Below are 24,114 nucleotides of genomic sequence, written 5' to 3'. Positions count from 1 at the left end.
AACTTTCGAAAGACTTGATGATCTAAAATACCAATTAGCTGATTATGTAAACTGGTTCAACAATTATAGGATTCATTCATCACTAGGATATTTAACACCGTATCAATATAGGATTACTAACCTTAAAAAAGTTGTTTGATTTACTGTTGACAATCCAGGATCAAAGATATTAGATGTAGGAACAGGAACAGGTATTCTTATACCTTATCTAAGAGAAAAAATTGGAGAACAAGGCAAAATCATAGCAATTGACGTTTCAGATAAAATGCTTGGAATTGCAACAAAAAAATATCCGAATGAAAATGTCTCTTTTATTTGTGATGATATTTTAGAAGCTGCTTTACCAATAGAATACTTTGAATTTATAATTTGTTATTCAGTTTTCCCACACTTTTTCAATAAGCAATTAGCAGTTAAAACTATAGTAAAGTATTTAAAGAAAGATGGTAAATTTACAATTTGTCATTCTCAAAGTAGAAAAGCAATTAATAATCTTCATAAAAATGTTTCTCAGGTAGTAGCAAAAGATAAATTACCACAAATGAATGTGATTAAGAAATACTTAAAGAATTTAGGTTTAAAAACAACTACCGAGATTGATAATGATGATATGTTTGTTATTATTGCAAAAAAGTAACTACTAGAGTTTGAATCCAAAGAGATGCAAAGTTTAAAGTAAGAAGTGTACTCTTAATAAGTGTAGAAAATAAAGAAATGCTCAGTGTTGATAGCACTAAGCATTTCTTTTAGATATTAGTGACTATAGCTTTATTCAGCAGCTTCTGCATCTTTTTTCGTTTCATGAATTGTACCATATGGATGTTGCGGTGGAGCATAAATAGAGTATAGTTTGAGAGGTTTGTTACCTATATTAATCAGATTATGCCATTTTCCAGCAGGTATAATGAAGGCATAATCATCAAACACTTTTCTTTGAAAATCTAGATTATCTTTTCTATCACCCATTTGAACCAGGCCTTGACCTTCTTCAATACGTACAAATTGATCAAGGTTTGGATGAATTTCTAAACCTATATCTTCACCAACATGGATACTCATCAAGGTAAGTTGCAAATGATTTCCTGTCCATAAGGCGGTACGGAAGTTAGTATTTTGTTTAGTAGCTTCTTCAATATTAACGACAAAGGGTTCTGGTCCATAATCCTTCAATTTAATAAACTGTCTTGGGACATACATTGGTGGGTTATTCCAGTAAGGACATGGATATGGTCTATAATAATTATACATATTGCTCATTCCTTTCATAGTCTTTATAATAGAATATTCTCTATGGCTAGCGAATGTGCTTAAATTCACAGGAATTCTATGTACGTGAGTGCATAACATTTAGACTAGAAAGGGTTATTCTTTACGCATAGGTAGGAATAATACATTGTTGATTCTTTAAAAACCAAGATTTTCTAACATAGAAGTTATTTTGAATGCAATATAGTAAAGTACTGAAAAAATATGGGTGTAGGGTTTATTTGATTCATTTATTGCAGATACTAAAAGCGGTTGGATTGTATTGATGAACAAAATAGATAATTCAAAATACCATAGAGTAACTATGATTGTTGTTTGATGTAAAAGAAGAATAAGATACAAAAATATAGAAGAGAAGGAGATACGATGACAGAGAAAAAAGCAACAATAGAAATAGGATGGAACTTAGACAATAGCTATGCGCGTCTACCGAAATCATTTTTTACCAAACTCAATCCAACCCCTGTACGCTCACCGAAATGGATCATTCTTAATGATCCATTGGTAGCATCTTTGGGGCTGAACGCTCAGGAACTAAAAAGCAAGGATGGCCTAGATGTCCTTGCTGGCAACCAGATTCCAAAAGATGCTTCGCCTCTTGCGCAAGCTTACGCAGGACATCAATTTGGGTATTTTACTATGTTAGGAGACGGAAGGGCTGTACTACTTGGAGAACAGATTACTCCTCTAGGTAAGAGGGTTGATATTCAGCTTAAAGGTTCAGGCAGAACACCATACTCTCGTGGGGGTGATGGTCGAGCGACACTTGGACCGATGCTGCGTGAATATATCATTAGTGAAGCAATGCATGCACTTGATATTCCTACCACGCGTAGTCTGGCAGTGGTGGCAACTGGCGAGACAGTAATCCGAGAAACAGACCTACCTGGTGCAATTTTGACTCGCGTAGCCGCTAGCCATATACGCGTTGGCACATTTCAATACGTTTCAAAATGGGGAACTGTTGAGGATCTGCGATCGCTAGCTGATTATGCATTGCAAAGACATTTTCCGGATATTGGTAGTGCTGAAAATCGTTATCTTTTCCTACTTCATGAAGTGATTAAGCGTCAGGCTATATTGATTGCAAAATGGCAACTAATTGGTTTTATCCATGGAGTAATGAATACTGACAATATGACTATTAGTGGAGAAACTATTGATTATGGTCCTTGTGCCTTTATGGATACCTATGATCTAGAAACGGTATTTAGTTCTATTGATATTCATGGTCGCTATGCTTATGGTAATCAGCCCTATATTGCACAATGGAATCTCGAAAGATTTGCTAAAACGCTGTTACCGCTACTGCATGTCAATCGAGAGCAAGCTGTAAAACTATCCCAAGATGCGATTGCAGAATTTTCTGAATCGTATCATAGGAATTGGCTTGCAGGGATGAGAGCAAAACTAGGAATATTTAACGAAGAACTACAGGATGAAACACTTATTAAAGGCCTCCTTAGTATGATGCAGAAATATCGCGCAGACTATACTAATACCTTCCGTGCATTAACTTTTAATAATCTAGAGGATACAGTCTTATTTGGTACCGCGGAATTTGCTCAGTGGCATGAGGTGTGGAAAGCGAGATTAGATAGACAGCAGGAATCAAAAACCTCCTCGCAACAGTTGATGAGAAATACCAATCCCGCTCTAATTCCTCGTAACCATCGGGTAGAAGAAGCACTAGAAGCCGCAGTGAAACGAGGAGACTACAATGTGATGGAGAGGCTTTTAGATGTTCTTTCAAGTCCCTACGCACACTCTCACGAACAGGTTGATTATTCCGCACTGCCCAAGCCATCAACCTGTCCTTACAAAACTTTTTGTGGAACTTAATGTGAAGGCATCAGGAAAATCTACTGAAAAATATATTGACTATCTATTTCATTAAGCGTATACTCAGTTTATAAAGTAAATATCGGTGAATGAGAATCATTGGAGACATTCTTTTATTGAATGACCGTAGGAGCAAAAAATAGATTTGAGCTCTCAAACTATTTTGAAACTTTCAGGTGAAATACAATGATTTGACACAACCCTGGAGAGATCCTATTAGGACATCGAAGGAGTAACTTACTATGTAAGAAGCTTTCAGATAAAAGGACAGGGAGTAGAGAAGCATTTATTTATTGTGCTTCTTTACTCTCTGTCCTTTTATTATTTTCAAAAAATATAAATATTGTCTAAAAAAGAAAGGGGAAATTTAAAATGGCTATATTAAGTGTGTTGAAAACATTAAGCTTGGTGGAATGGATGTTCTGGGGAATTACTATATTCTTTAGTATTAAAGGATATATGGAATATCCAAATGTATTGAATAAAAGTGAAAAAGAAAGTAAGTCATATAGTAGTGCATCAAATCTCCAAAGATAATTATCTTTTATAAGAATATCAAATGTATCCACACACAATAAGAAAGCGCTTGGATTCCAGGAGCTTTCTTGTTGTATGTGGATTTAACCACTTGAAATACCTTCCAGTACTTCATTTGGAATATAAATCAGAAGAAATTGTGAAGTTTTAATATTCCTAAATTCTGATCCTGTTTAAATTTAGTATTGTCGATATAATAGTAAATGCGTTATAATTAAATGCATAAATACATAATTTGTTAGAATTACCAAATAAAAAATGAGATAGGCAAATTATATCAAATACCTCAGATAAATAAGAAACTAATATTGTAAAGGGTGAATACAGTAGAAAATTCAAAAAAATATTTTTATGATTATGAAGATTACGAAGATGGCGATAAAGATGCCAATTCTGGATGAACTAGTAGCCAATAATGAAAAAGTCGCACATATAGAAAGTCTATACGTGGGAGATATGACCTATGAAGAGTGTGAAGTATCATGGATCGAGCAAGGCAACTATTCAGAGCTGATAGCTGCCTTGCCAAATCTAAAACACTTAACGATAAAGGGAAGTAACGGGCTAAGTCTAACAAACCTCAATCATCAAAAATTGGAATCACTAGAAATTGCATCCCAGTGCAAGCAAAACATCGGGCATACAACAGATATGCCAGTGGAATGAATATAATATAGACTACATACTAGTAGTAGGGAATAGCAAAAATGATCTAGAAATGCTATCTGAATATAAACACTCAGTAGCCACAACAAATGCTCCTCAATACATTAAAGATATAGCATTTTATAACGTAGATATAGAACATATACAGTACATTTGTAAATAATAAAAAATTAAGAGTAATATCTTTGTGTATTAATATTGAACAAGTCAAAATATATTATTTGTAAGAACGGCAAAAGAGCAACCATACGGAAGTTTAGCTGTATTTAAAGAATTATATGGATAATAATGGAATATATTAGCGCTGAATGAAGATCAAAGGGGGATTTGTTTATGGGGGTAAGATGTAGCATATCTAGAAAAAAAAAGAAACGTTTATATAGACGATTATTTTCAGTATTGTTGATAATTCTAATGATAACAGGTATAATTTTCTGTATCGACTATTTAACGAAGCCTACTTTTACAGTTTGCATAGATCCAGGTCATGGGGGATATGATACGGGCGCTTTCAACAAAGAATTTAATGTTGCTGAAAAAGATTTAGTTCTAGATATTGCTTTGAGAGTGGGAGAAATTTTAAAAGATAAAAATATACATGTTGTATATACACGTGACACAGATCATGTTCCATGGACAACACAAAATAAATCTTTAAAGGGAAGAAGTAAAATTGCGAATGATGTAGGTGCAGATATTTTTATATCTATTCATGCTAATTACTTTAAAGATTCATCCAAAGTTAAAGGTACAGAAGTTTGGTGTAGATTCAAGAATACTGAATCTGAGAATTTGGCAAAAGAAATAAGTGATAAATTTAAAAATATTGGATTTACTAAAAATAGAGGGTTAAGATATGAAAGAGATAAAGGGCTATATGTTTTAAGAAATACCAATGGAGTAGCTGTGTTAGTTGAATTAGGCTATCTTAGCAATGTGCAAGATACAGAAATTTTAATTTCTGAAGAAGGAAAGAAAGGGTATGCTAATGCAATAAGTGAAGCAATTATGAATTACCGTGACAATCAAGAAAAGAGTAGAGAAAAACAATATTCAGAGGAAGTATCAGTGTCTAAGGCAGATGTAGTAATAAAGAAAGTAACCGTATTAGAAGACGAAAAATAGTACAAAACACACGATATGTCTTATTAGATATATCGTGTGTTTTTTCATTTATTTTCTTAAGGAGATTTCTTTTAATAGAGCATTTTTATTTCGATCTTTTACTTGGTCTATAGACCATTCATTTTGGAATAATAACACAGGATGCTCATCTTCATCTTCAACGATCATGGTATCCATTGTAATAGAAAAGGTACTTTGATCAAAATTATCCATCTCTACCCAACGTATATAGCGATAAGGGAGTTTTTCTATGATAATATCAACACCATATTCATTTTTAAGACGATATTCTAATACTTCAAATTGAAGAACACCAACGACACCAACAATTAATTCCTCAACACCAATATTAGGCCGTTTATATACCTGTATAGAACCTTCTTCTGACAATTGGGTAATCCCTTTCAAAAATTGTTTCCGCTTGAGAGAATTTTTTGTAAATATTTTTGCAAAATGTTCTGGAGCAAATACTGGGATCCCTTCATATTGCAATTTTGATCCATCTTGGCATAAAGTATCGCCGATCTTGAATATTCCGGGATCATGAATTCCGATAATGTCGCCTGGATAAGCTGTGTCTACGATCATGCGATCTTGCGCTAAAAACTGCTGCGGCTGTGCTAATCTTACTTTTTTATTTTCTTGTACATGATTTACGGTCATGCCTTTTTCAAATTTACCAGAACAAATTCTTAAGAATGCGATTCGATCCCTATGGGTAGGATTCATATTTGCTTGTATTTTAAAAATGAAGCCAGAAAAATTAGTTGTCTCAGGATGGATGGGTCCTAAATTACTAGCACGGGGTTTTGGGGGGGTGGTTATGTTTAAAAAGGATTCTAAAAATGGTTGTACACCAAAATTTGTAAGCGCACTCCCAAAGAACACAGGTGTTAATTCCCCATTTAATATTTGATCTAAATTATAATCATCTCCAGCTATATCTAGTAATTCAATATCGTTTAGTAGCTGTTCATGAAGATTTTGACCTAGTAAATCGCTAATTTTTTCATCGGAGAGGTCTCCTGTTATTGCCTTAGCAATAGATTGACCATGGTTACCATCGTTGAATAGTTCAAATTGATTTTTCTGACGATTGAGAACGCCCTTAAAATCTTTATCCCTTCCAATAGGCCAATTCATTGGATAAGAGCGGATTCCTAGAACTTCTTCAATATCGGATAGTAGTTCAAAGGGATCTCTTCCTGCACGATCTAGCTTATTAATAAATGTGAAAATTGGAATTCCTCTCATTTTACAAACTTGGAATAGTTTTTTTGTCTGAGCTTCTACACCTTTTGAACAATCAATAACCATAACAGCACTGTCTGCTGCCATTAGCGTTCGATAGGTATCCTCACTAAAATCTTGATGCCCTGGTGTATCAAGGATGTTAATACAAAAACCATTATAATCGAACTGAAGTACACTAGAAGTAACAGAGATTCCTCTTTGTTTTTCTATTTCCATCCAGTCAGATACTGCATATTTCTGTGATCTTCTTGATTTAACTGCTCCTGCAGAACGGATAGCCCCACCATATAATAGTAACTTTTCTGTTAATGTTGTTTTTCCCGCATCTGGGTGGGAAATGATTGCAAAAGTTCTTCTTTTTCGAACCTGATCAATAAAGCTTAAATTTTCTTCAGACATTTTTTCATCTTCCTTTATCTTAAATTATTATTAGTAATCAATCCTATATTAAAGTATAGCCTTTTTGATTTTATCTTGTTATCGTTTAACTGTCAATGTATTTTAAAATTTGGAAATAATTCTCCAATACATTTTTGTATTTTATTTATAGATTTTAGGATATGATGTCGAACCAAAAATGAAATACTACACATGCTACGAAATAGACGCTACACATAATTTTTTCTCTAACATAAATGGGGTTAGCAATGGATGGTAGAAAAATATTGAAAAAAATGATAAAATATTATAGAAAATAATATGAAGTAATGGATTGGAGAGAAGTTTTTTTGAAAGATAAAATTTCGATACTCATTCATGGCTATAATAAAAATCAAAGAGATATGCAAGTTTTAGCCCGTCACTTAGAAAAATTAAATCATCAATGTTTTTTAGTGAATTTGCCCTTAACATTTAAACAAATAGAGTATGCTTCTGTTATATTTGAAGAAAAATTTGAAAAAATTTTAAGAAATATAGATGAAGATAAGAAAATTAATCTTATTGGACATAGTACAGGGGGCATCATTATAAGAAAATTTTTAGGGAATACCAAATATGTGGAGCGTATAGATAAATGTATATTGATTGCGACACCTAATCAGGGAAGTGAACTTGCAGATATGACAGCTAGATATTTTAATTTTGGAACAAAGATTTTTAAGACACTCAATTCTCTTAAAAGTGATCATATAAAAAAGATAGAAGATATGAAACATGAAGAAATAAAAATTGGAGCCATTGCTGGTAATAAAAGCAAGTCATTATTGGGTAAATTGCTTAAAGGAGAAAATGATGGTAGAGTGCAAGTGAATTCAGTACTTCATCATATATTAGATGATTTTATTATTCTAGCCTATGAACATAAAGAGATACATTATAAGTGGGATACAGCAAAATTAGCAGATAAATTTATTATGGAAGGGACATTTAAATAATTTTTATGTTAAAGGAGATGCGTAAATGGAGAAATTAAAGTGTTTGATATGCGGAATGAATATAAGCGAAAATAGTTATCATTTAAACAATGATTCGTTTATTGAAAAAAATGAAGAGGGGAGAATTATGAACTGCCCATTTTGTGGGGTTGGAAGAATATACATAGATAGCGTACAGGAAATATATACTGTAGATCATAAAAGTTTAGATACACAAAGTTTGCAAGTGTTAGATCATGCCATGAAATTGGAGGTCTTTAATGGAGAATTCTATGAGGAAGCGGGTAAATTATCAAAAGAGAAAGAACTAAAAAAGCTTTTTAAAGATTTAAGTAATATAGAATTTATGCATGCTAGGGTCCATAAGCGACTAGGAGAATTTGACAATCTGCCAAAACTTCACAAACCAGACTATGCAAAACATCATACGGATAATCTATTACTTGAGGAAGCTTACAAACGTGAATCACATGCTATAGCATTTTATAAAAAAAATAGTGATAAAATTACTTGTCCTGTTATTAAAGAAGTATTTAAAGCATTATCAGATGTTGAAAAACAACATCAATTCATTGCCAATGCGTATGTATTGAGAAAATAAATAATATGAAGCATTTCAATCATCTCAATATCTGAAATATTTTTCAATAATGCTCTCAAGATGATCTACCACAAAAAAGATCTATTTCTTATAATATGAATTTGCGATAAATGTATTCTTCAAATACAAGATAATATTTCTATAATTGTTATGTTTGTCCTTCTTTCTATAGATAGTTTTTTTATAGAAATCTCTAAAATATAAAAAGGTGCATATGCACCTTTTTATATTTTTCTAAATACACCTGTTACTAGTCCTAAGATTCTAACATCTTTTGTTATAATAGGCACCATTGAAGGGTTTTCTGGTTGTAGCCTTATATAATCCTTTTCTTTATAAAATTTCTTGACAGTGGCTTCATCTTCAATCATGGCCACTACAATATCACCATTAGTAGCAATTTGTTGTTGCTTTACAAGAACATAATCACCATCGAATATGCCTGCATTGATCATACTACTTCCTTTTATGGTTAACATAAAATGTTTATTGTCATCCAGGAAATCTAAAGGAACAGGAAATGTATCTTCAATATTTTCAACCGCTAAAATAGGTAAGCCAGCAGTAACTTTACCTATGACTGGTATTTCTATAACCTCTTTCTTACTGATAACCCCATCATCGTTGTCTAAAACTTCAATAGCCCTAGGTTTTGTAGGATCTCTTCGAATATAACCATGCTTTTCAAGTTTTGATAAATGCCCGTGAACCGTAGAAGTAGATTTTAGGCCAACTGCTGCACATATTTCTCTAACAGAAGGAGGGTAACCTTTTGAATTTACTTCATTTCTTATATAGTTAAGTATTTTTTCTTGTTGCTTTGTTATATCATAAGCCATGAGAAGCACCTCACAATGTTTTTTAAATTCATTATAGCATATAATAAATATTATATCAAACATCTGTTCGTTTTTTAAAAAAAGTATTTACAAAGAACGTACGTTCTGATAAAATTATAAAAAGAACATACGTTTGGGAGTGGTGAAAATGAGGAAAAATCATTTACGTATAGTAAATAGAAAGCGATTTGTATGTACACTAGTAGTTATTTTCTTATCTATCTATCTAATTGCAAATGTTTTTAACACAGCTGAAGGAGCAGACGACATAAAATGTGTGCAAATACATATCAAGTATGGAGATACTATATGGGCGTTAGCAAAAGAGTTTTCGCCTAAAAACAAAGATATTCGCAAAACGATATATAGAATTAGTATAATCAATGATTTAGATACTTTAGATATTTATCCTGGACAAGTTATTAAAATTCCTCTAGAGTAGTGTGGCTTTGCTATAATTCCGAGTAGTATTATAATATATAATTTAATTCAAATATATATAATCTAACCGAATTATTCCTAAAAGATAAAATACAATCTCACTTCAAACAAAAAAAGTAGCCTTATTCAAGTGGACTACTTTTTTTATCATATTCATCAAGCCATTCAAATCTATGAACAATTTCTCTTTTTACATTTTTCTTATGTGCGGCATATAACTGTGTAGTTGTCACATTATCATGATCCAGTAAATTTTGAACATCGTAGATTGAAAATCCATTTTGGATCAATGATGTTGCAGCTGTAGCTCTTAATTTATGAGGACTATATCCATTTTCTTTTGTAGTTCCTAAAGCGAGAGAAGTATATTTCTTGACTAATTGTCTAATAGCTTTTTCGGTCATTCTTGTCTTTTGCAAAGATAGGAAAAGGGCGTCTTTATGTTTTTCAAGTACATAATCATTAGAAACTCTTTCTAATTGAACATAATCGAAAATAACCTTTTCAACAGATTGATTCAAAGGCATATTTACTTCTTTTTCTCTTTTCCTGTAAATCTTAAAATCTCCACGCCCAAAATTAAAAGATGAAATATTCAACTGTTGCAATTCTTTTAATCTTAATCCATAAGTAATAAATAATACTAAAATTGCTTTATCTCTTAATTTGGTTTTTTCCCAATATATACGTTCTTTATCCGTTAATCCATTTCCTGATTCAGCAATATCTAGCATAATTGCAACTTCATCAATTTCAAGCCTTTTTATTGCATCAGGTTGTGGCTTTGGAAGTCGTATAGGGTTAAATCCATCTGTGATATTTTCTGAAATTAGTTCATCTCTATATAAAAATTTAAACAATACAGTCAAAGAAGATTTTTTTCGTGCTAGGGAACGATTATGATTTTCCATAATAGTGACCATATCGGTTTCATTCACGGTATATCTTGTACAATAATCTCCCAAAAACCGATTAATATCTCTAGCTTTTACATCATTTAATGATTCTATTGAAATAGCATTTATTTCAGAAACTGTAGTGATATTTGTCTCTGATACAAGATATTTACAAAAGAAAAAAATATCCTGCAAGTATGCAAGTCTTGTAGATAATGCCACACCATTTCTTAAATAAATAAAAAAATCTTTCATAAAAGTAGGAAGAGTCTTTTCAATTTCTATGCATTTCTCTACAATTTCATTTTCTTTTTCTACGATATTATTAGGTCTATCTGATTTATTATGTATTTTAACTATTTTCTTTGACATAAACAGCACTCCCAGTAGAATATGTTTTTGTAAAAATAGGATTTAATAATCACCCTAAACATCTATCATCATTTTATCACAAAGCCTAAATTCAAAGCAATGATTATGTAGTATCTAAAGAATTGGGCTAGATCCCAATCCTTTAGAATATTAAACACAAACAAATGATTCTATTTTCTTCAAATCTGTACCATAATAAACCCACCAAACCCCAACCCACCTATAGCCAGATATAGATTTTTTACCTATATAGGTTGGATAAAACCAAAAGCTATCACCATTTTTAAGCCAAATATATGTGTATTTCCGTCGACATCTTCTAATGGAACCAGGATCCACTTTATATGGTGCTTGATTAGGAACCTTTGATGGAGGTGGCGCTAATGGTGGACCTCCAGAGCCAGGGGTAAAAGGTGGCATTCTAGGTAGTCCAAATGGAGGGTATTGTGGTGGTGGTGGAGGAGCAAATGGATTAAAGAAAAAATTGAACATATAAACACTCCTTTCATATATATACTTTATTATATTCTTAAGCATGGGAGTGTGCTATCTGAATGTGGGAAGAAACAATTAACTAGAAGCATTTATATTCTAAATTATTATTGTAGATAGAATAAATTAATACTTTCGTATATATATAATAAAAATCGAAAAATATAATATATAGATAAATACGTGATTCTGTAAAAGTAGGTAAGTATACCACATGAAATATGCAAAATATACAGTTTGCTTTTTTATTTTTCAACTAGTCCCTAAATATACATTTAAAGAATAGTTGAAAAAGATGATATATGCCTTCTTTGTATATATTTCTCTATGTCTAATTGCATTTATTATATTCCCCATTGATTAGCACATAAATAATAATTGTACGCTAAAGATATAAATTTATTAACGCATCATCAACAATAATATGCTAAAAAATTTAAAATAGCATAAACAATTACAACTTTCTACATATTAAAACGCACTTAATACTAATATTCGATCAAATTTACTATATATGCACAGCTAATTCCGATTGCTCAACTGATAATACCTATCACTTGGATGTCTGGATTTCTTGTCGCACTTACCCTATATATTGAAAACAATGTAAAATAAACGATTTAAAATATTATTTTTAATTTTTCTTAAAAGCTTTAATTATAGGCACTAAATATAAAACACTTCTTTAATATTTAGCTTATATAGCTAAACATCCAAGAAGTGTTTTATAGAAATTTTTTAAGAAGATTGACATAATATTATTATGGTGTTCTAAATGAATTTCTAATTCTATAAATAAAAATCTTCTATTGTTTTATCTTTAATATCTTGATTAATGCCAATATATCTCAGTGTTATACTTGACGCTGAATGATTAAAAATATCCTGTAATATTGCAACATCCTTATATATTTGATAATGCCAATATCCAAAAGTCTTTCTCAAAGTATGTGTTCCTACTTCGTTAATACAAACTTGATCAGCCGCCTTGTTTAGTATTCTATATGCCTGTACTCTCGATATAGGTTTATTCTTCCCTTTTCTACTCTGGAATAAATAATCTTCATCGTTCATGTTAATTATGTACCTCTCAAAATCTTTTCTTAACTGATTATTGATTAGCGCTCTTTTTTCCTTACTTGTTTTTTGTTCTTGTATGAGGATGTGCGTTCTATTTTTAACATCAAACACTTTTAATTTTAGCAAGTCGCTAATTCTTAAACCTGTATTAATGCCCGTAACAAAGAGTAGATAATTTTTATATCCATATTTTAATAATTCATTTTTCATTTCTTCAATTTTATTTTTATCTCTTATAGGTTGTACAAATTTCACTCTTTTTCCCCCTTATTCTTTCAAAACATCCTATAGTAATTATATTACATTTAACGTTACAAGTAAATACGATATGTTACATACGTATTTATCAATCTTATAGAACCTTGATAAATCAACGATGTAGCTATAAAACGAATGTAACAAAATAAATATTGTGTTACATAACACGGTGTTTTAATGATATGTTTGGGTATCTTATTTCGGCAAACTTTTTACAAGCTATATAAGGCTTTATTTTATAAAACTAGACTATGTTACCTTTTTCATAAAAAAATCGCTTACAATCAAAATATGTACATAAAAAAACACACACCGCTACTATCATTTATAAAGGGTTATGTGTTTAGTAATTGGGTATTTGTAAAACTATATGTGGTTTATACAAAAGTATGGTTACTTATTATTTAAAATATCATTCGAATTTCTCCATATTTTTCTATCTTTAGCAGGTGAATCTATATTAAATATTATCTTTTCTTGTGATCAATCTTCTTATTTTAAATGAAAATTTAAATAGTCAATAGCATTTTCTTCTAATTGTTGGATGGTATATAAGTATCTTTCAGCAAGACTCTCATTACTCCATCCCAATTGCTCTTGCACTTGCCTTGAGGAAGCACCTTTTTTAAGGGCATATGCTGCCAATGTATGCCTTAGATCTCTAGGCGTATATTCTCTATCTAATTTTGCTTCATTGCATGCTTTTTTAAGTACCAACCTTACCCATCTTCCTGATATTTTATTTCCTCTGTTGTTCAAAAATACATAGTTGTCCTGAGAAACCATTTTTGATAAACTACCTCTATATCTTTCTAAAAGACCCCATACATCTTTATGAACTTTAACATATCGCCTACCTCGTTTTGTTATGAATATTATTCCCGTATTACCCTTATTATCTATAAAAAAACGGTTCCACTTGAGATTTACTGCTTCACTCAAAGTCAACCCTGATGTGAAAATAAGTAACAGTATAGCAAAGTCTCTGGAATGATATGTTTTAAGCACAGAAATAAGTTGATCGAATTCTTCCCAAGAAATAATCTTCTCTTTTGCTATATTCCTTGTTGCCACAGGCTTAGAAATGTTTTTAAAGTAATTGTATGTAATATAGCTATTTTCTTCTAGATAATTATAAAAACTGTATATTTCGCTATATAGCTTTTCAGCAGTAGATATCGCAATTCTTTTCTCTAAAATTTCTCCTTTAAGATAATCTACATATCGTTCACAATCATTTGAAGTCACATGAACAAAATCTTTTCCTAAAAATTTCGTGAAATTCTTTATATCTCTTTCGTAATCATTTTTTGTTTTTTCTTTTTCTAATCTTGATAAAAATGAACAAAGTAAATTTTCGTTGTTTATCATATCTTAAAACTCCTTATGGTATTTGTTTATAGTAATAACTATGATAAATCTTATAATTTACGCACCTTTGCAAGTGATGCCATTTCAATAAAATACTTATTTCCATTATATCACCGTGCTGAAGAATTTATCAAACATTCTATAATATACTTATTCTTTTGCTTCAAACTGGTTATTCATTTTTTACTGTATTTATGGCATTTTGCGTAGAATCTCTGGGCATAAAGTGATATTTTGAGCGAATAAGAACATATGTTCTTCATTATTCAATCAGTCCTCTCTCTTTTGCAATTATAAGTTGAAAATAAGTTCTAAAATAATTATACTAGTAGATGCAGATATTATATATGAATCTACCTCAAATAAGATTTGAGTAAATGAAAAATATTAGGGAGGAATGTTAATGAGTAAATTGATTAGAGTTGCAGATAGTACCAATCAAGAGGTTGCGCTTCTCACTATCGATGAATTTGAATTGTTAGTGGATATGATATCTATAGGTGGACTATATGAAAATAAAGATTATAGTAAAGCTATAGATAAAAGTATTTCAGCAAAAGAATATATTTTTACCGCATTAAATGTAGCAGAAAATAACGAAAAAGAAAATATAGAAATAATAATTTCTATAAAGTATAAATTAAAAAAAATTACCGAAGAGCAATCTAAGGATATTCTAGATATAATTTTGAAACATTATAAATTTTATAGTACCTTTCAATATGTAGATCAAGATGAAATGATAAATCAATTAATCAGAGAGAAAAATTCGTTACTAGAAGCGTATCAAAAAACACTTACTAGTTTACCACAAAAATAAAATTAGATAAAAAATCAGCTATCTATAATATCTCTCAAAATATATTGATAGCCGATTTTTTATATTCAAATTACATCATTAATCAAATAATTTTCTATAACTTTTAAATATAGTTACAACCCTTAAACAACAGCTCTTTCGATTCTAAGTTTATCAGCAACCATTGCGATAAATTCACTATTTGTTGGTTTTCCTTTATCATTATGCACTGTATAGCCAAATAAATTATTGATTGTATCTACCTTTCCTCTACTCCATGCAACTTCAATCGCATGTCTAATGGCTCTTTCTACCCTGCTAGGAGTTGTATTGAATTTCTTAGCTATAGATGGATATAATTCTTTTGTAACAGCACTAAGCATTTCTATATTTTCCACAACCATAGTAATCGCTTCTCTTAAATATAAATATCCTTTAATATGGGCTGGTACACCTATCTCATGGATGATATTTGTAATCTCAGCCTCTAAGCTCTTCATTTTATTGGGTGTATTTGGTGATGTATTTATAAGTAAATCTTTATAATTACTTCTCTTCTCTGGTGTAAATTGTACATTGCCTGTAAGTTGGCGTATTCTTTTAATAAAAATTTCAAAGTCAAAAGGCTTTACTACATAATAATCTGCGCCTAACGCAATGGCTCTTTGCGTGATTTTATCTTGTCCTACTGCTGACAAAACAATTATTTTAGGAAATTTTTTCAAATTCATAGATGCTAATTTTTCTAAAACGCCTAACCCATCAAGATGTGGCATGATAATATCTAAAACCAGCACGTCTGGTAATTCTTCAGATACCAAATCGATCGCTTCTAAACCATCTTTAGCAACACCTACAATTTCCAAATCCTCTTGTTTCCCTAAATATTCATTTAATATGTCACAAAAATCTTTGTTGTCATCTGCAATTATAACACTGATATTTTTCACTTAGTTACCCCCCTAAAAGTTCTTTCCATTTTTATGATATAAGAATTATCTTATTTAAATTAATTCGACAAACGAAAGTCATTTCCTTCTTATTTGGAAAAGATTAGTATATTTTTTTGCAATTTCTTTTTTATATTGCTTTTTAATATAACAATATAGAAAGAGCGCTCACAAGAGCGCCATTTTTATATTGTTTCCTTAGTATTTGTCTGCAATTTGACTATTGTTGTATATATTTATTCCAGCTTCCTTGATCATCCATTCAATAAATAGACCATATCCTTTTGTTGGATCATTAACAAAAACATGGGTTACAGCACCAACTAATTTTCCATTCTGGATGATCGGACTGCCACTCATTCCTTGTACAATTCCTCCACTTTTTCTGAGAAGTTTTTTATCTGTTACCCTTATAATCATACTCTTTGTGCTTGGCGTTCGCTGTCTATTCACTTTTTCTATATAAACTTCATATTCTTTTATTTCATTATTATCAGTAGTCGTTAAAATTGTAGCTTTTCCTGTCTTTATTTGACTTTGATAAGCAATTTCTATAGGTTTTTTATATATACTATTTTCAATAGGTTTATATACTTTACCATATATTCCAAAATACGTATTCTTTTCTAAATAGCCTATAGGTTTACTAGTTTCATAAAATATTCCTTTTATTTCTCCCGGACGCCCTCTTTTTCCTTGCTGAATAGAGGCTACTTTTGACTTGACGATTTCTCCTTTATCTATCGTTAATAATAATCCAGTATCAACGTCTGTAATAGCATGCCCTAAAGCTCCAAACTCCATCGTATCAGGGTGATAAAATGTTAGCGTTCCTACACCAGCAGTTTTATCTCTAACCCATAAACCAATTCTATATTCTCCTTCATCTATGGATTTTACTGGCTTAATTTTCACATGAAATATTCTATCACCACGTTTGATTTTTAAAGTTGTTTCAGAATTTGTATTTTTATTAATTATATTTGTTACATGCGCAGCATCTTTAATTTTAATATTATTGATTGCTAAAATACTATCTCCTATATTTAATCCAGCTTCCCGTGCTGGATTATGTTTTTTTTCATCTATTCCTTTTATTTCTTCTAAACCCACCACTAAAACACCTTTTGTATTTAACCTTACACCAACAGACTGTCCACCAGGCATAACTTTTGTTTTAGGGATTACATCTACTTTTACATTTCGAATTGGAACAAGACCTAATAATTTTACCTGTATATGGGTTTTTCCAATTTTTAAAGGATTGATATATAGGATATTCTCATCACAATCCTTTGTTTTTTGTAACAATTCTAAAATACTATTATCAATTTTCTGTGTATCAACTTTAAAAGGAAATTTAATGTCTATTGCTTGCTTCTCGTTTTCAAATAATTTTATTTCTTTTGGATATTGAAACATTTCATTGAAAGTACAAGTATAGAATGCAGTGAATAATATTGCAATAAAAAAGACCAAAAAAATACGTTTATTTTTAATTTTAAACAAACAATATCACACTCCTACTTTCCCCTTCGAACTATTTGATCGCCTCCATAAAATAATTTTGTGATATATGATTAATTTAGCCGAATTCACATTTTATTATTCTTCATAAAAATTGTAATCCACTAATCTAAGAGCATATTGCAAAACTTGCAGCCAATTTAGTAATTTTTTCAAAATAAAAAAAATAGGTCATTATAGTCCTATTTTTCATACAATATTATTTTAAGCTGTTTTTAAAATCATTCCCTAATTTTATCATTTCCTTGGCATGATCCATGGTTAAGCTTGTTAATGTCATGCCTCCCAATAATCTGCCTAATTCCATGATTCTTTCTTTTTCGGTTAAATTTCTCACATTTGTCAAAGTTTTGTCATCATATAAATTCTTTTCAATATAAAAGTGAACATCTGCCATTAACGCAATTTGAGGTAAATGTGTAATACAAAGAATTTGATGATTTCGAGAAATTATTGCCAGTTTTTCACCAACAATATTTGCAGTGCGTCCACTTATACCCGTATCAATTTCATCGAAAATAAAAGTAGGAATATTATCTGATTTTGCCAAAATAGTTTTAAATGCTAACATAACTCTAGACATTTCTCCACCAGATGCTATTTTTGATAAAGGTTTAGGCTTCTCTCCGGCATTTGCAGAAATTAAAAATTCAATTTTATCAAGCCCTTTTGATGTATATAACCCTTCATCTAATTGATCTACATGATTTATGAAATGTACTTCAAAAACAGCTTTACGCATATTTAAACCTACAAGTGCATCGGTCATTTTCTTTTCTAACCATTTTGCGTTTCGTCTGCGTATTGCACTTAATTTTATAGATAAACCAATATATTCATTCGTTGATTTATCTATATTCTCTTTTAGATCTGCTAGAATTGTTTTACTATTTTCGATTTCTTCTAATTCTAAAGCAATTTTCTCTCTATACGATACTATTTCCTCTATAGTATTGCCATACTTACGTTTTAAATTATTGATCAAATCTAAACGCTTTCCCATCTGTTCTAATAATAGTGGATCAAATTCAACACCATCTCTGTAATTTCTAACATCTCTTGATACATCTTCAATGGTATACAAATTTTCCTGTAAAAGATTATATATATTACAAATGGTAGGATCAAAAGTCTTAATATCTTCTAGTTCACTGACAATATGCCCTAAACTATCAATAATAGATAGATATCTACCATCTCCATTATACAATCTTTCATAAGCCGCAGACATGGTTTGAAAGATATGTTCACTATTCGACAAAAAATTATATTTTTCTGTCAAATCAATATCTTCGCCTATTTTCAATGCACATTCATCAATTTCATCTAGTTGAAATTTTAATAAGTCTTTTTTTCGTTCTTGCACTATCTCACTGCCACATAAATTTTCTAATTTACTTTTTAATGTTTTACGCTCATAAAATTTAGTAGCTACTTCTTTAAGTAACTCCATTACTTTCATTTCATCACAAGCATCTAAAATATCAATATGATTTTCTGGATATAGTAAGGATTGATGTTCATGTTGTCCATGTATATCAATTAAATATTTGCTAATTTCTTTTACCACAGAGACAGTAACAACCCGGTCATTAATCCGCGAAATACTTCTACCGTTATTATAAATTTCTCTTGTGATAATGATAATATCATGATCAAATAAATCAATGCCTTTTTCTTTTAATAAATTTATTACATGCTCATTTTGAGAACGAAAGATCATTTGAATAACAGCTCTATCTGCATTTGTTCTAACATAGCTTTTGTCTGCTCTTTCACCAATCCCCATATTTACAGCATCGATAATAATGGATTTACCTGCGCCTGTTTCTCCTGTCAGAATATTTAAGCCTCCACCAAACCGAATATCTAATTTTTCTATTAATGCAAAATTATCAATAATTAACTCTAAGAGCATTTTAATACCTCCGCTCTAGTGCATGAGCTTTTTAAATTTATTTACAACCTCTTCAATATCTTGTTGGTCCCTAACGAGAATAAATATTGTATCGTCTCCTGCAATTGTACCTACTATTTCTTTAATATCAAGTGCGTCAAGAGCTGCTGCTGCTGCTTGACCCGCTCCTACTAATGTTCGTAAAACAATCATATTTCCAGCATGATCTATTGATAAAGTTGAGTCCTTAAACATTTTTACCAATCTATCAGAGATAGCGCTTTCCTGTTGCTTCATAGACGCATACTTATATTTACCGTTCTTCCCTAGAACTTTAATGAGTCTTAATTCTTTGATATCTCTTGAAACCGTAGCTTGTGTAACATTTATACTATTTTTTTTAAGAGCTTCTGCTAAATCCTCTTGTGTTTCAATTTCATACTGCTCAATGATTTCTAATATTTTTGCATGCCTTGCATATTTCATATTTAGCCTCCTATCATTTTCAAATTTATCATATGAAATATGTATGAATTTCATCCAAATAATTCATAGTAACATATTCAATATTCTACACAATTAAACTTTATCCTTTAATATTTTTAAATATTTAACAATAAAAAAGAATGATATAGCCTTTTTAGCTATATTTTATTTAATGCATCATGAGAATTAGAAACAATATCATGGATAAGATCTTCTACATCTATTTCATCCTTCTTTTCTCGATTAATCAAATGAGCTAAATACTCAATATTGCCTTCAGGGCCCTTTATAGGTGAAAAAGATACTCCTTTAACAGTAAAACCTATATCTAAAGCAAAAGATAATATCGTTCTAAGGACTTCTTTATGTACTTTAATATCCCTTACAACACCTTTTTTACCCACTTTTTCTCTACCGGCTTCAAATTGTGGCTTTATTAAACAAACGACCTCTCCGTCGTTTTTGATTAATTTTTTTACAACAGGTAAAACAAGTTTTAAAGATATAAAGGACACATCTATAGATGCAAAATCTATTTCTTCATTTATATCTTCTGGTGTCACATATCTAATATTTGTTCTTTCCATTGTGACTACTCTTTCATCTTGTCTCAGTTTCCACGCAAGTTGCCCATATCCCACATCAATCGCAAAAACTTTCTCGGCACCATTTATTAGCATGCAATCTGTAAACCCACCTGTAGATGCACCAATATCTAATGCTTTCTTATTTAATAAATTGATATGAAAATCTTTCATAGCTTTTTCTAATTTTAAGCCGCCTCTACTTACATAAGGCAGCGTTTTTCCTTTGATTTCAATATTAGCATCTTTATGCACTTTCGTACCTACTTTATCAACTCTTTGATTCTCTACAAAAATAATACCTGCCATAATAGATCTTTTCGCTTTTTCACGGGAGTCAAAAAATCCTCGTTCTACTAAAAGTATATCTAATCTGTTTGTTTCTCCCATATTTATCTCCCCTATTTAAAAATCATTTCATTTACATGTTCAATTACACCATCAACATCAAGATCGTAACATTTCATAAGCTCTTCTGTATCCCCATGCTCGATAAACCGATCAGGTAGTCCTAATATTTTTATGTTTTTATGTCCTAGACCCCTTTCATTCAATAATGCTAAAATTTGATTTCCAAATCCACCATTTATGATATTATCTTCTAGTGTTATAATATTTTTTATATCTCTACATTCAGTAATAATCGTATTTTCGTCTAAAGGTTTTGCAAATCTTGCGTTAATCACTGTACAATGAATATTTTTTTCACTTAACTTTTTAGCAACGACATATGCTGTTTTTACCATTTTTCCTAAGGCAATAAGGCATAGATCCTTTCCTTTTAAAAGAACTTCTGCTTTTTCACCCTTAATATTATAATTATTACTGATGGTAGTAAAATCCTCACTTGCGCCTCTAGGATACCGAATAGCAACAGGACCTTGTACATTTACTGCATATTTTAACATTTGGCTTAATTCATAGCCATCTTTTGGCGCCATTACCCTTATATTAGGGATGTGCATTAAAAAGGAAAGATCGAATACTCCATGATGGGTTTCACCATCATTTCCAACTAATCCACTTCGATCAATAGCAAATATTACTGGTAAATTTTGAAGGCATACATCGTGAAGAACTTGATCATATCCTCTTTGCAGGAATGTAGAATATACAGCAAATACTGGCTTTAATCCATTAGAAGCAAGTCCAGCTGCAAATGTTACAGCATGTTGTTCTGCAATACCCACATCAAAGAATCGCTTAGGATAGGTAGCTGCAAATTCATTGAATCCTGTTCCTGATGGCATTGCTGCAGTAATGCCTACAATATTTGGATCTTCCGCTGCTAACCCTACTAAGGTATTCCCAAATATAGATGAATAGCTAGGATTTTTACTTTCTTTTTTAATTAATTTTCCATTTTCAATATTAAAAGGGCCTATCCCATGAAATTTATCTGGATTTTTTTCAGCATATTTATATCCCTTACCTTTTTTTGTTTTGGCATGGATCAATACGGGACCCCTAATATTTTTTGCTCTCTCTAAAACGATTTTTAATTCTTTTATGTCATGCCCATTAACAGGTCCTAGATAGGTAAATCCAAGTTCTTCAAAAATAACCCCTTGCACTAAAAAATATTTTATGCTATCTTTTGCTTTTCCAGCTGTTTTATACATAGCTTTTCCAACTGCAGGAATTTTATTAAGAATATATTCAACATCGTCTTTTACCTTAAAATACTTAGGTGCTGTTCTCATGCGATTCAAATATTTAGAAAGTCCACCAACATTTTGAGATATAGACATCTCATTATCATTTAATATAACAATAAAATCTGTATTTGTATGCCCTGCATGATCAAGTGCCTCAAAAGCCATTCCACCAGTAAGAGCTCCATCACCAATTACGGATATAACTGAATAATTTTCACCTTTTATATCTCTTGCTTTAGCAATACCAAGTCCTGCAGAAATAGAAGTACTACTATGACCTGTTTCAAAACAATCATGTTCGCTTTCTGATCTTTTAGGAAAACCACTTAATCCTTTGTGTTTCCTTAATGTATAAAAAAGATTTTTTCTTCCTGTCAGTATTTTATGTACATAAGCTTGATGCCCTACATCCCATACAATTCGGTCTTTCGGCGTATTAAAAACACTGTGCATAGCCAAGGTCAGTTCTACTACTCCTAGATTTGAAGCTAAATGCCCTCCTGTTTTCGAAACATTATTTATTAAAAATTCTCTTATATCCGCTGCTAAATATGCCACTTCTTCTTCAGATATACCCTTTAAATCTTCAGGAGATTTTATATTCGCTAATAAATCTCTCACCTAATTCATCTCTCTTTCTGATTTTTCTTTTTAAAAGGCAAAAAGTCTATGCCTGTTTTCTCATGTATATAATATAGCATTCTACCAACAAAAAAAACGATCTCTTTTGATTTTGTTAGGGCAATTTCTTTTCCAAAAGCTTTTCCGCCTACGGTTATAGAAGCTACAAAACCACTTAAAGATATACTTAAAAAAGGATGGTGGATATTGCTTAATTTGCTAAGTTGTAAAATAATAATTGCTGCTGCTGCACCACTAACGATTCCACAAATATCTCCAATCACATCATTACAAAAATTTGAAACAGGACTTGCATTACGTACAAGTTTTACAGCAAATCGTGCGCCTTTAATTTTATTTGCTGCCATAGCATGAAATGGTTTTTCTCTTGCAGATGCTACAGCAATGCCTATTAAATCCGATAAGATGCCTACAAATATAATTAGAATAAGAATAAAAAAAGCAATCAATATATGCACATTTCTAAGGACTGTTTCTGAAATAAAACTCATGCCAATGGCTAAAAAAAATGTCCATATGGTTATGAGCACTACCCATTTAACATTATAGTTTTTAGAAGTTTTTTTCACTTTTTTCTTTTTTGCAAAACTTATTTCATTTGCTTTTGTTTCCATATTTTCACCTACAAAATATTCAATAATTTACTTTTTAAGAATTATTTTTAAAATTGGGGTGGCAGCATATAGAGTAAATTTTACGGCTTAGGTCTAGTTGGATTTCCCAAAGAGATACTGGTTTGTCACCAAATCAGCCGTTTCCATTTAAATCTCTCTTTACCTTGTCGCCAAAGGTATAACTAGATTACCACTTAGTCCGCACTGCAATCCTAAATATACTTCGTACGAACAGTCTAGGAGTTTTCCTCGACAGTCACACCCTTTCTTAGCCTCTTTTGCAGAATAGGTTTCGAATAGCAATGACTTTATTGCTATAGGCCTATAGCAATAAAGTCTGTATCTATTATCCACCTTATCCCACTCAAGGCAGGCTACGCTGTACGTAACACAAAATAGACATATCACATTACAGGTTTATCCTAAAAGATAGAAAATTAATCTTCCTTTAGGTCTCCACGAAGAGAGGGTCATCGCCCACATGCCATTGTGGATCGCCCCCTTCTTCTTACTCCCAGCATAGACCCCCAACTGGGCGTCA

The 24,114-nt window shown here is 31.1% G+C and carries 24 protein-coding genes, 1 pseudogene and 1 riboswitch; of the genes and pseudogenes, 11 read left to right on the top strand and 14 right to left on the bottom strand.

Annotation, left to right across the window (positions count from 1 at the left end; genetic code table 11):
* The coding region (locus EV214_RS04250; RefSeq protein WP_165916219.1) for an IS3 family transposase at positions 1-139 on the top strand (139 nt) is incomplete at its 5' end.
* Between the two features lie 21 nt (positions 140-160).
* Positions 161-637: pseudogene (locus EV214_RS04245) on the top strand (class I SAM-dependent methyltransferase); the annotation flags it as partial.
* Positions 638-768: 131 nt separating this feature from the next.
* Here the strand turns inward: EV214_RS04245 and EV214_RS04240 are convergent.
* Positions 769-1,248: a cupin domain-containing protein gene (locus EV214_RS04240; protein ID WP_330571250.1), complete on the bottom strand. Its 480-nt coding sequence runs from the start codon at positions 1,246-1,248 to the stop codon at positions 769-771.
* 384 nt (positions 1,249-1,632) lie between these two features.
* Between EV214_RS04240 and EV214_RS04235 the strand changes: the two genes are divergently transcribed.
* From EV214_RS04235 to EV214_RS04220, 5 genes are all read left to right on the top strand, one after another.
* The gene (locus EV214_RS04235; RefSeq protein WP_132243016.1) at positions 1,633-3,108 is read left to right on the top strand and encodes a protein adenylyltransferase SelO; all 1,476 of its coding nucleotides are present in this window, start codon (positions 1,633-1,635) and stop codon (positions 3,106-3,108) included.
* A 192-nt stretch (positions 3,109-3,300) separates the two neighbouring features.
* Positions 3,301-3,389, top strand: a riboswitch (glycine riboswitch).
* 91 nt (positions 3,390-3,480) lie between these two features.
* Entirely contained in the window at positions 3,481-3,645 is a 165-nt protein-coding gene (locus EV214_RS18645; RefSeq protein WP_165916218.1) for a hypothetical protein, read from the top strand.
* Positions 3,646-4,017: 372 nt separating this feature from the next.
* Positions 4,018-4,311, top strand: a complete 294-nt coding sequence (locus tag EV214_RS04230; protein WP_243116548.1) for a hypothetical protein — start codon at positions 4,018-4,020, stop codon at positions 4,309-4,311.
* The gene (locus tag EV214_RS19615; RefSeq protein WP_132243014.1) at positions 4,256-4,474 is read left to right on the top strand and encodes an HAD family hydrolase; all 219 of its coding nucleotides are present in this window, start codon (positions 4,256-4,258) and stop codon (positions 4,472-4,474) included. Before EV214_RS04230 ends, EV214_RS19615 begins: the two co-directional genes overlap by 56 nt.
* Positions 4,475-4,644: 170 nt before the next feature.
* The gene (locus EV214_RS04220; RefSeq protein WP_132243012.1) at positions 4,645-5,436 is read left to right on the top strand and encodes an N-acetylmuramoyl-L-alanine amidase family protein; all 792 of its coding nucleotides are present in this window, start codon (positions 4,645-4,647) and stop codon (positions 5,434-5,436) included.
* 48 nt (positions 5,437-5,484) lie between these two features.
* Here EV214_RS04220 and EV214_RS04215 read toward each other — a convergent pair whose 3' ends face one another.
* The gene (locus tag EV214_RS04215) at positions 5,485-7,089 is read right to left on the bottom strand and encodes a peptide chain release factor 3 (RefSeq protein ID WP_132243010.1); all 1,605 of its coding nucleotides are present in this window, start codon (positions 7,087-7,089) and stop codon (positions 5,485-5,487) included.
* A 329-nt stretch (positions 7,090-7,418) separates the two neighbouring features.
* Between EV214_RS04215 and EV214_RS04210 the strand changes: the two genes are divergently transcribed.
* Together EV214_RS04210 and EV214_RS04205 are read left to right on the top strand one after the other, a co-directional pair.
* On the top strand, positions 7,419-8,066 hold the full coding sequence (locus tag EV214_RS04210; RefSeq protein WP_132243008.1) for a lipase family alpha/beta hydrolase: 648 nt from the start codon (positions 7,419-7,421) through the stop codon (positions 8,064-8,066).
* 25 nt (positions 8,067-8,091) lie between these two features.
* Positions 8,092-8,667: a ferritin family protein gene (locus tag EV214_RS04205; RefSeq protein WP_132243006.1), complete on the top strand. Its 576-nt coding sequence runs from the start codon at positions 8,092-8,094 to the stop codon at positions 8,665-8,667.
* Between the two features lie 224 nt (positions 8,668-8,891).
* On the opposite strand, the gene lexA is transcribed toward EV214_RS04205, so the two are convergent.
* Positions 8,892-9,506, bottom strand: a complete 615-nt coding sequence (lexA, locus tag EV214_RS04200) for a transcriptional repressor LexA (protein WP_132243004.1) — start codon at positions 9,504-9,506, stop codon at positions 8,892-8,894.
* 148 nt (positions 9,507-9,654) lie between these two features.
* Between lexA and EV214_RS04195 the strand changes: the two genes are divergently transcribed.
* The gene (locus EV214_RS04195; protein ID WP_132243002.1) at positions 9,655-9,948 is read left to right on the top strand and encodes a LysM peptidoglycan-binding domain-containing protein; all 294 of its coding nucleotides are present in this window, start codon (positions 9,655-9,657) and stop codon (positions 9,946-9,948) included.
* Between the two features lie 121 nt (positions 9,949-10,069).
* On the opposite strand, the gene EV214_RS04190 is transcribed toward EV214_RS04195, so the two are convergent.
* The 4 genes from EV214_RS04190 to EV214_RS04175 form a co-directional block, all read right to left on the bottom strand.
* Complete coding sequence (locus tag EV214_RS04190; protein WP_132243000.1) at positions 10,070-11,215, bottom strand: tyrosine-type recombinase/integrase; 1,146 nt, start codon at positions 11,213-11,215, stop codon at positions 10,070-10,072.
* Positions 11,216-11,365: 150 nt separating this feature from the next.
* The gene (locus tag EV214_RS04185; RefSeq protein WP_132242998.1) at positions 11,366-11,707 is read right to left on the bottom strand and encodes a hypothetical protein; all 342 of its coding nucleotides are present in this window, start codon (positions 11,705-11,707) and stop codon (positions 11,366-11,368) included.
* A 789-nt stretch (positions 11,708-12,496) separates the two neighbouring features.
* Positions 12,497-13,042 carry a site-specific integrase gene (locus EV214_RS04180; protein WP_132242996.1) on the bottom strand — a complete coding sequence of 182 codons (546 nt, stop codon included), beginning with the start codon at positions 13,040-13,042 and terminating at the stop codon, positions 12,497-12,499.
* A gap of 495 nt (positions 13,043-13,537) precedes the next feature.
* Positions 13,538-14,416 (bottom strand): tyrosine-type recombinase/integrase, encoded by an 879-nt coding sequence (locus EV214_RS04175; protein ID WP_132242994.1) that lies wholly within the window; start codon positions 14,414-14,416, stop codon positions 13,538-13,540.
* A gap of 403 nt (positions 14,417-14,819) precedes the next feature.
* Here EV214_RS04175 and EV214_RS04170 point away from each other — a divergent pair, with 403 nt between their 5' ends.
* Positions 14,820-15,236, top strand: coding sequence for a hypothetical protein (locus EV214_RS04170; protein WP_132242992.1), 417 nt, complete (start codon positions 14,820-14,822; stop codon positions 15,234-15,236).
* Between the two features lie 122 nt (positions 15,237-15,358).
* Here the strand turns inward: EV214_RS04170 and spo0A are convergent, their stop codons facing one another.
* The 7 genes from spo0A to EV214_RS04135 all read right to left on the bottom strand — a co-directional run bounded on the left by spo0A (position 15,359) and on the right by EV214_RS04135 (position 23,573).
* On the bottom strand, positions 15,359-16,165 hold the full coding sequence (gene spo0A, locus EV214_RS04165; protein WP_132242991.1) for a sporulation transcription factor Spo0A: 807 nt from the start codon (positions 16,163-16,165) through the stop codon (positions 15,359-15,361).
* A 198-nt stretch (positions 16,166-16,363) separates the two neighbouring features.
* Positions 16,364-17,674 (bottom strand): SpoIVB peptidase, encoded by a 1,311-nt coding sequence (gene spoIVB / locus EV214_RS04160; protein WP_132242990.1) that lies wholly within the window; start codon positions 17,672-17,674, stop codon positions 16,364-16,366.
* Positions 17,675-17,891: 217 nt separating this feature from the next.
* On the bottom strand, positions 17,892-19,610 hold the full coding sequence (gene recN, locus EV214_RS04155; protein ID WP_132242988.1) for a DNA repair protein RecN: 1,719 nt from the start codon (positions 19,608-19,610) through the stop codon (positions 17,892-17,894).
* Between the two features lie 15 nt (positions 19,611-19,625).
* Positions 19,626-20,075, bottom strand: a complete 450-nt coding sequence (locus EV214_RS04150; protein ID WP_132242986.1) for an arginine repressor — start codon at positions 20,073-20,075, stop codon at positions 19,626-19,628.
* A 158-nt stretch (positions 20,076-20,233) separates the two neighbouring features.
* On the bottom strand, positions 20,234-21,049 hold the full coding sequence (locus EV214_RS04145; protein WP_132242984.1) for a TlyA family RNA methyltransferase: 816 nt from the start codon (positions 21,047-21,049) through the stop codon (positions 20,234-20,236).
* 11 nt (positions 21,050-21,060) lie between these two features.
* Entirely contained in the window at positions 21,061-22,938 is a 1,878-nt protein-coding gene (gene dxs / locus EV214_RS04140; RefSeq protein ID WP_132242982.1) for a 1-deoxy-D-xylulose-5-phosphate synthase, read from the bottom strand.
* Positions 22,939-22,943: 5 nt separating this feature from the next.
* Positions 22,944-23,573 (bottom strand): hypothetical protein, encoded by a 630-nt coding sequence (locus tag EV214_RS04135; protein ID WP_243116547.1) that lies wholly within the window; start codon positions 23,571-23,573, stop codon positions 22,944-22,946.
* Positions 23,574-24,114 lie beyond the last annotated feature (541 nt).

The organism is Marinisporobacter balticus (assembly GCF_004345705.1).
GTDB classification, from domain to species: domain Bacteria; phylum Bacillota; class Clostridia; order Peptostreptococcales; family Thermotaleaceae; genus Marinisporobacter; species Marinisporobacter balticus.
The sequence above is the reverse complement of the archived record's forward strand: the minus strand, read 5'-3'. Positions and strand labels throughout refer to the sequence as shown.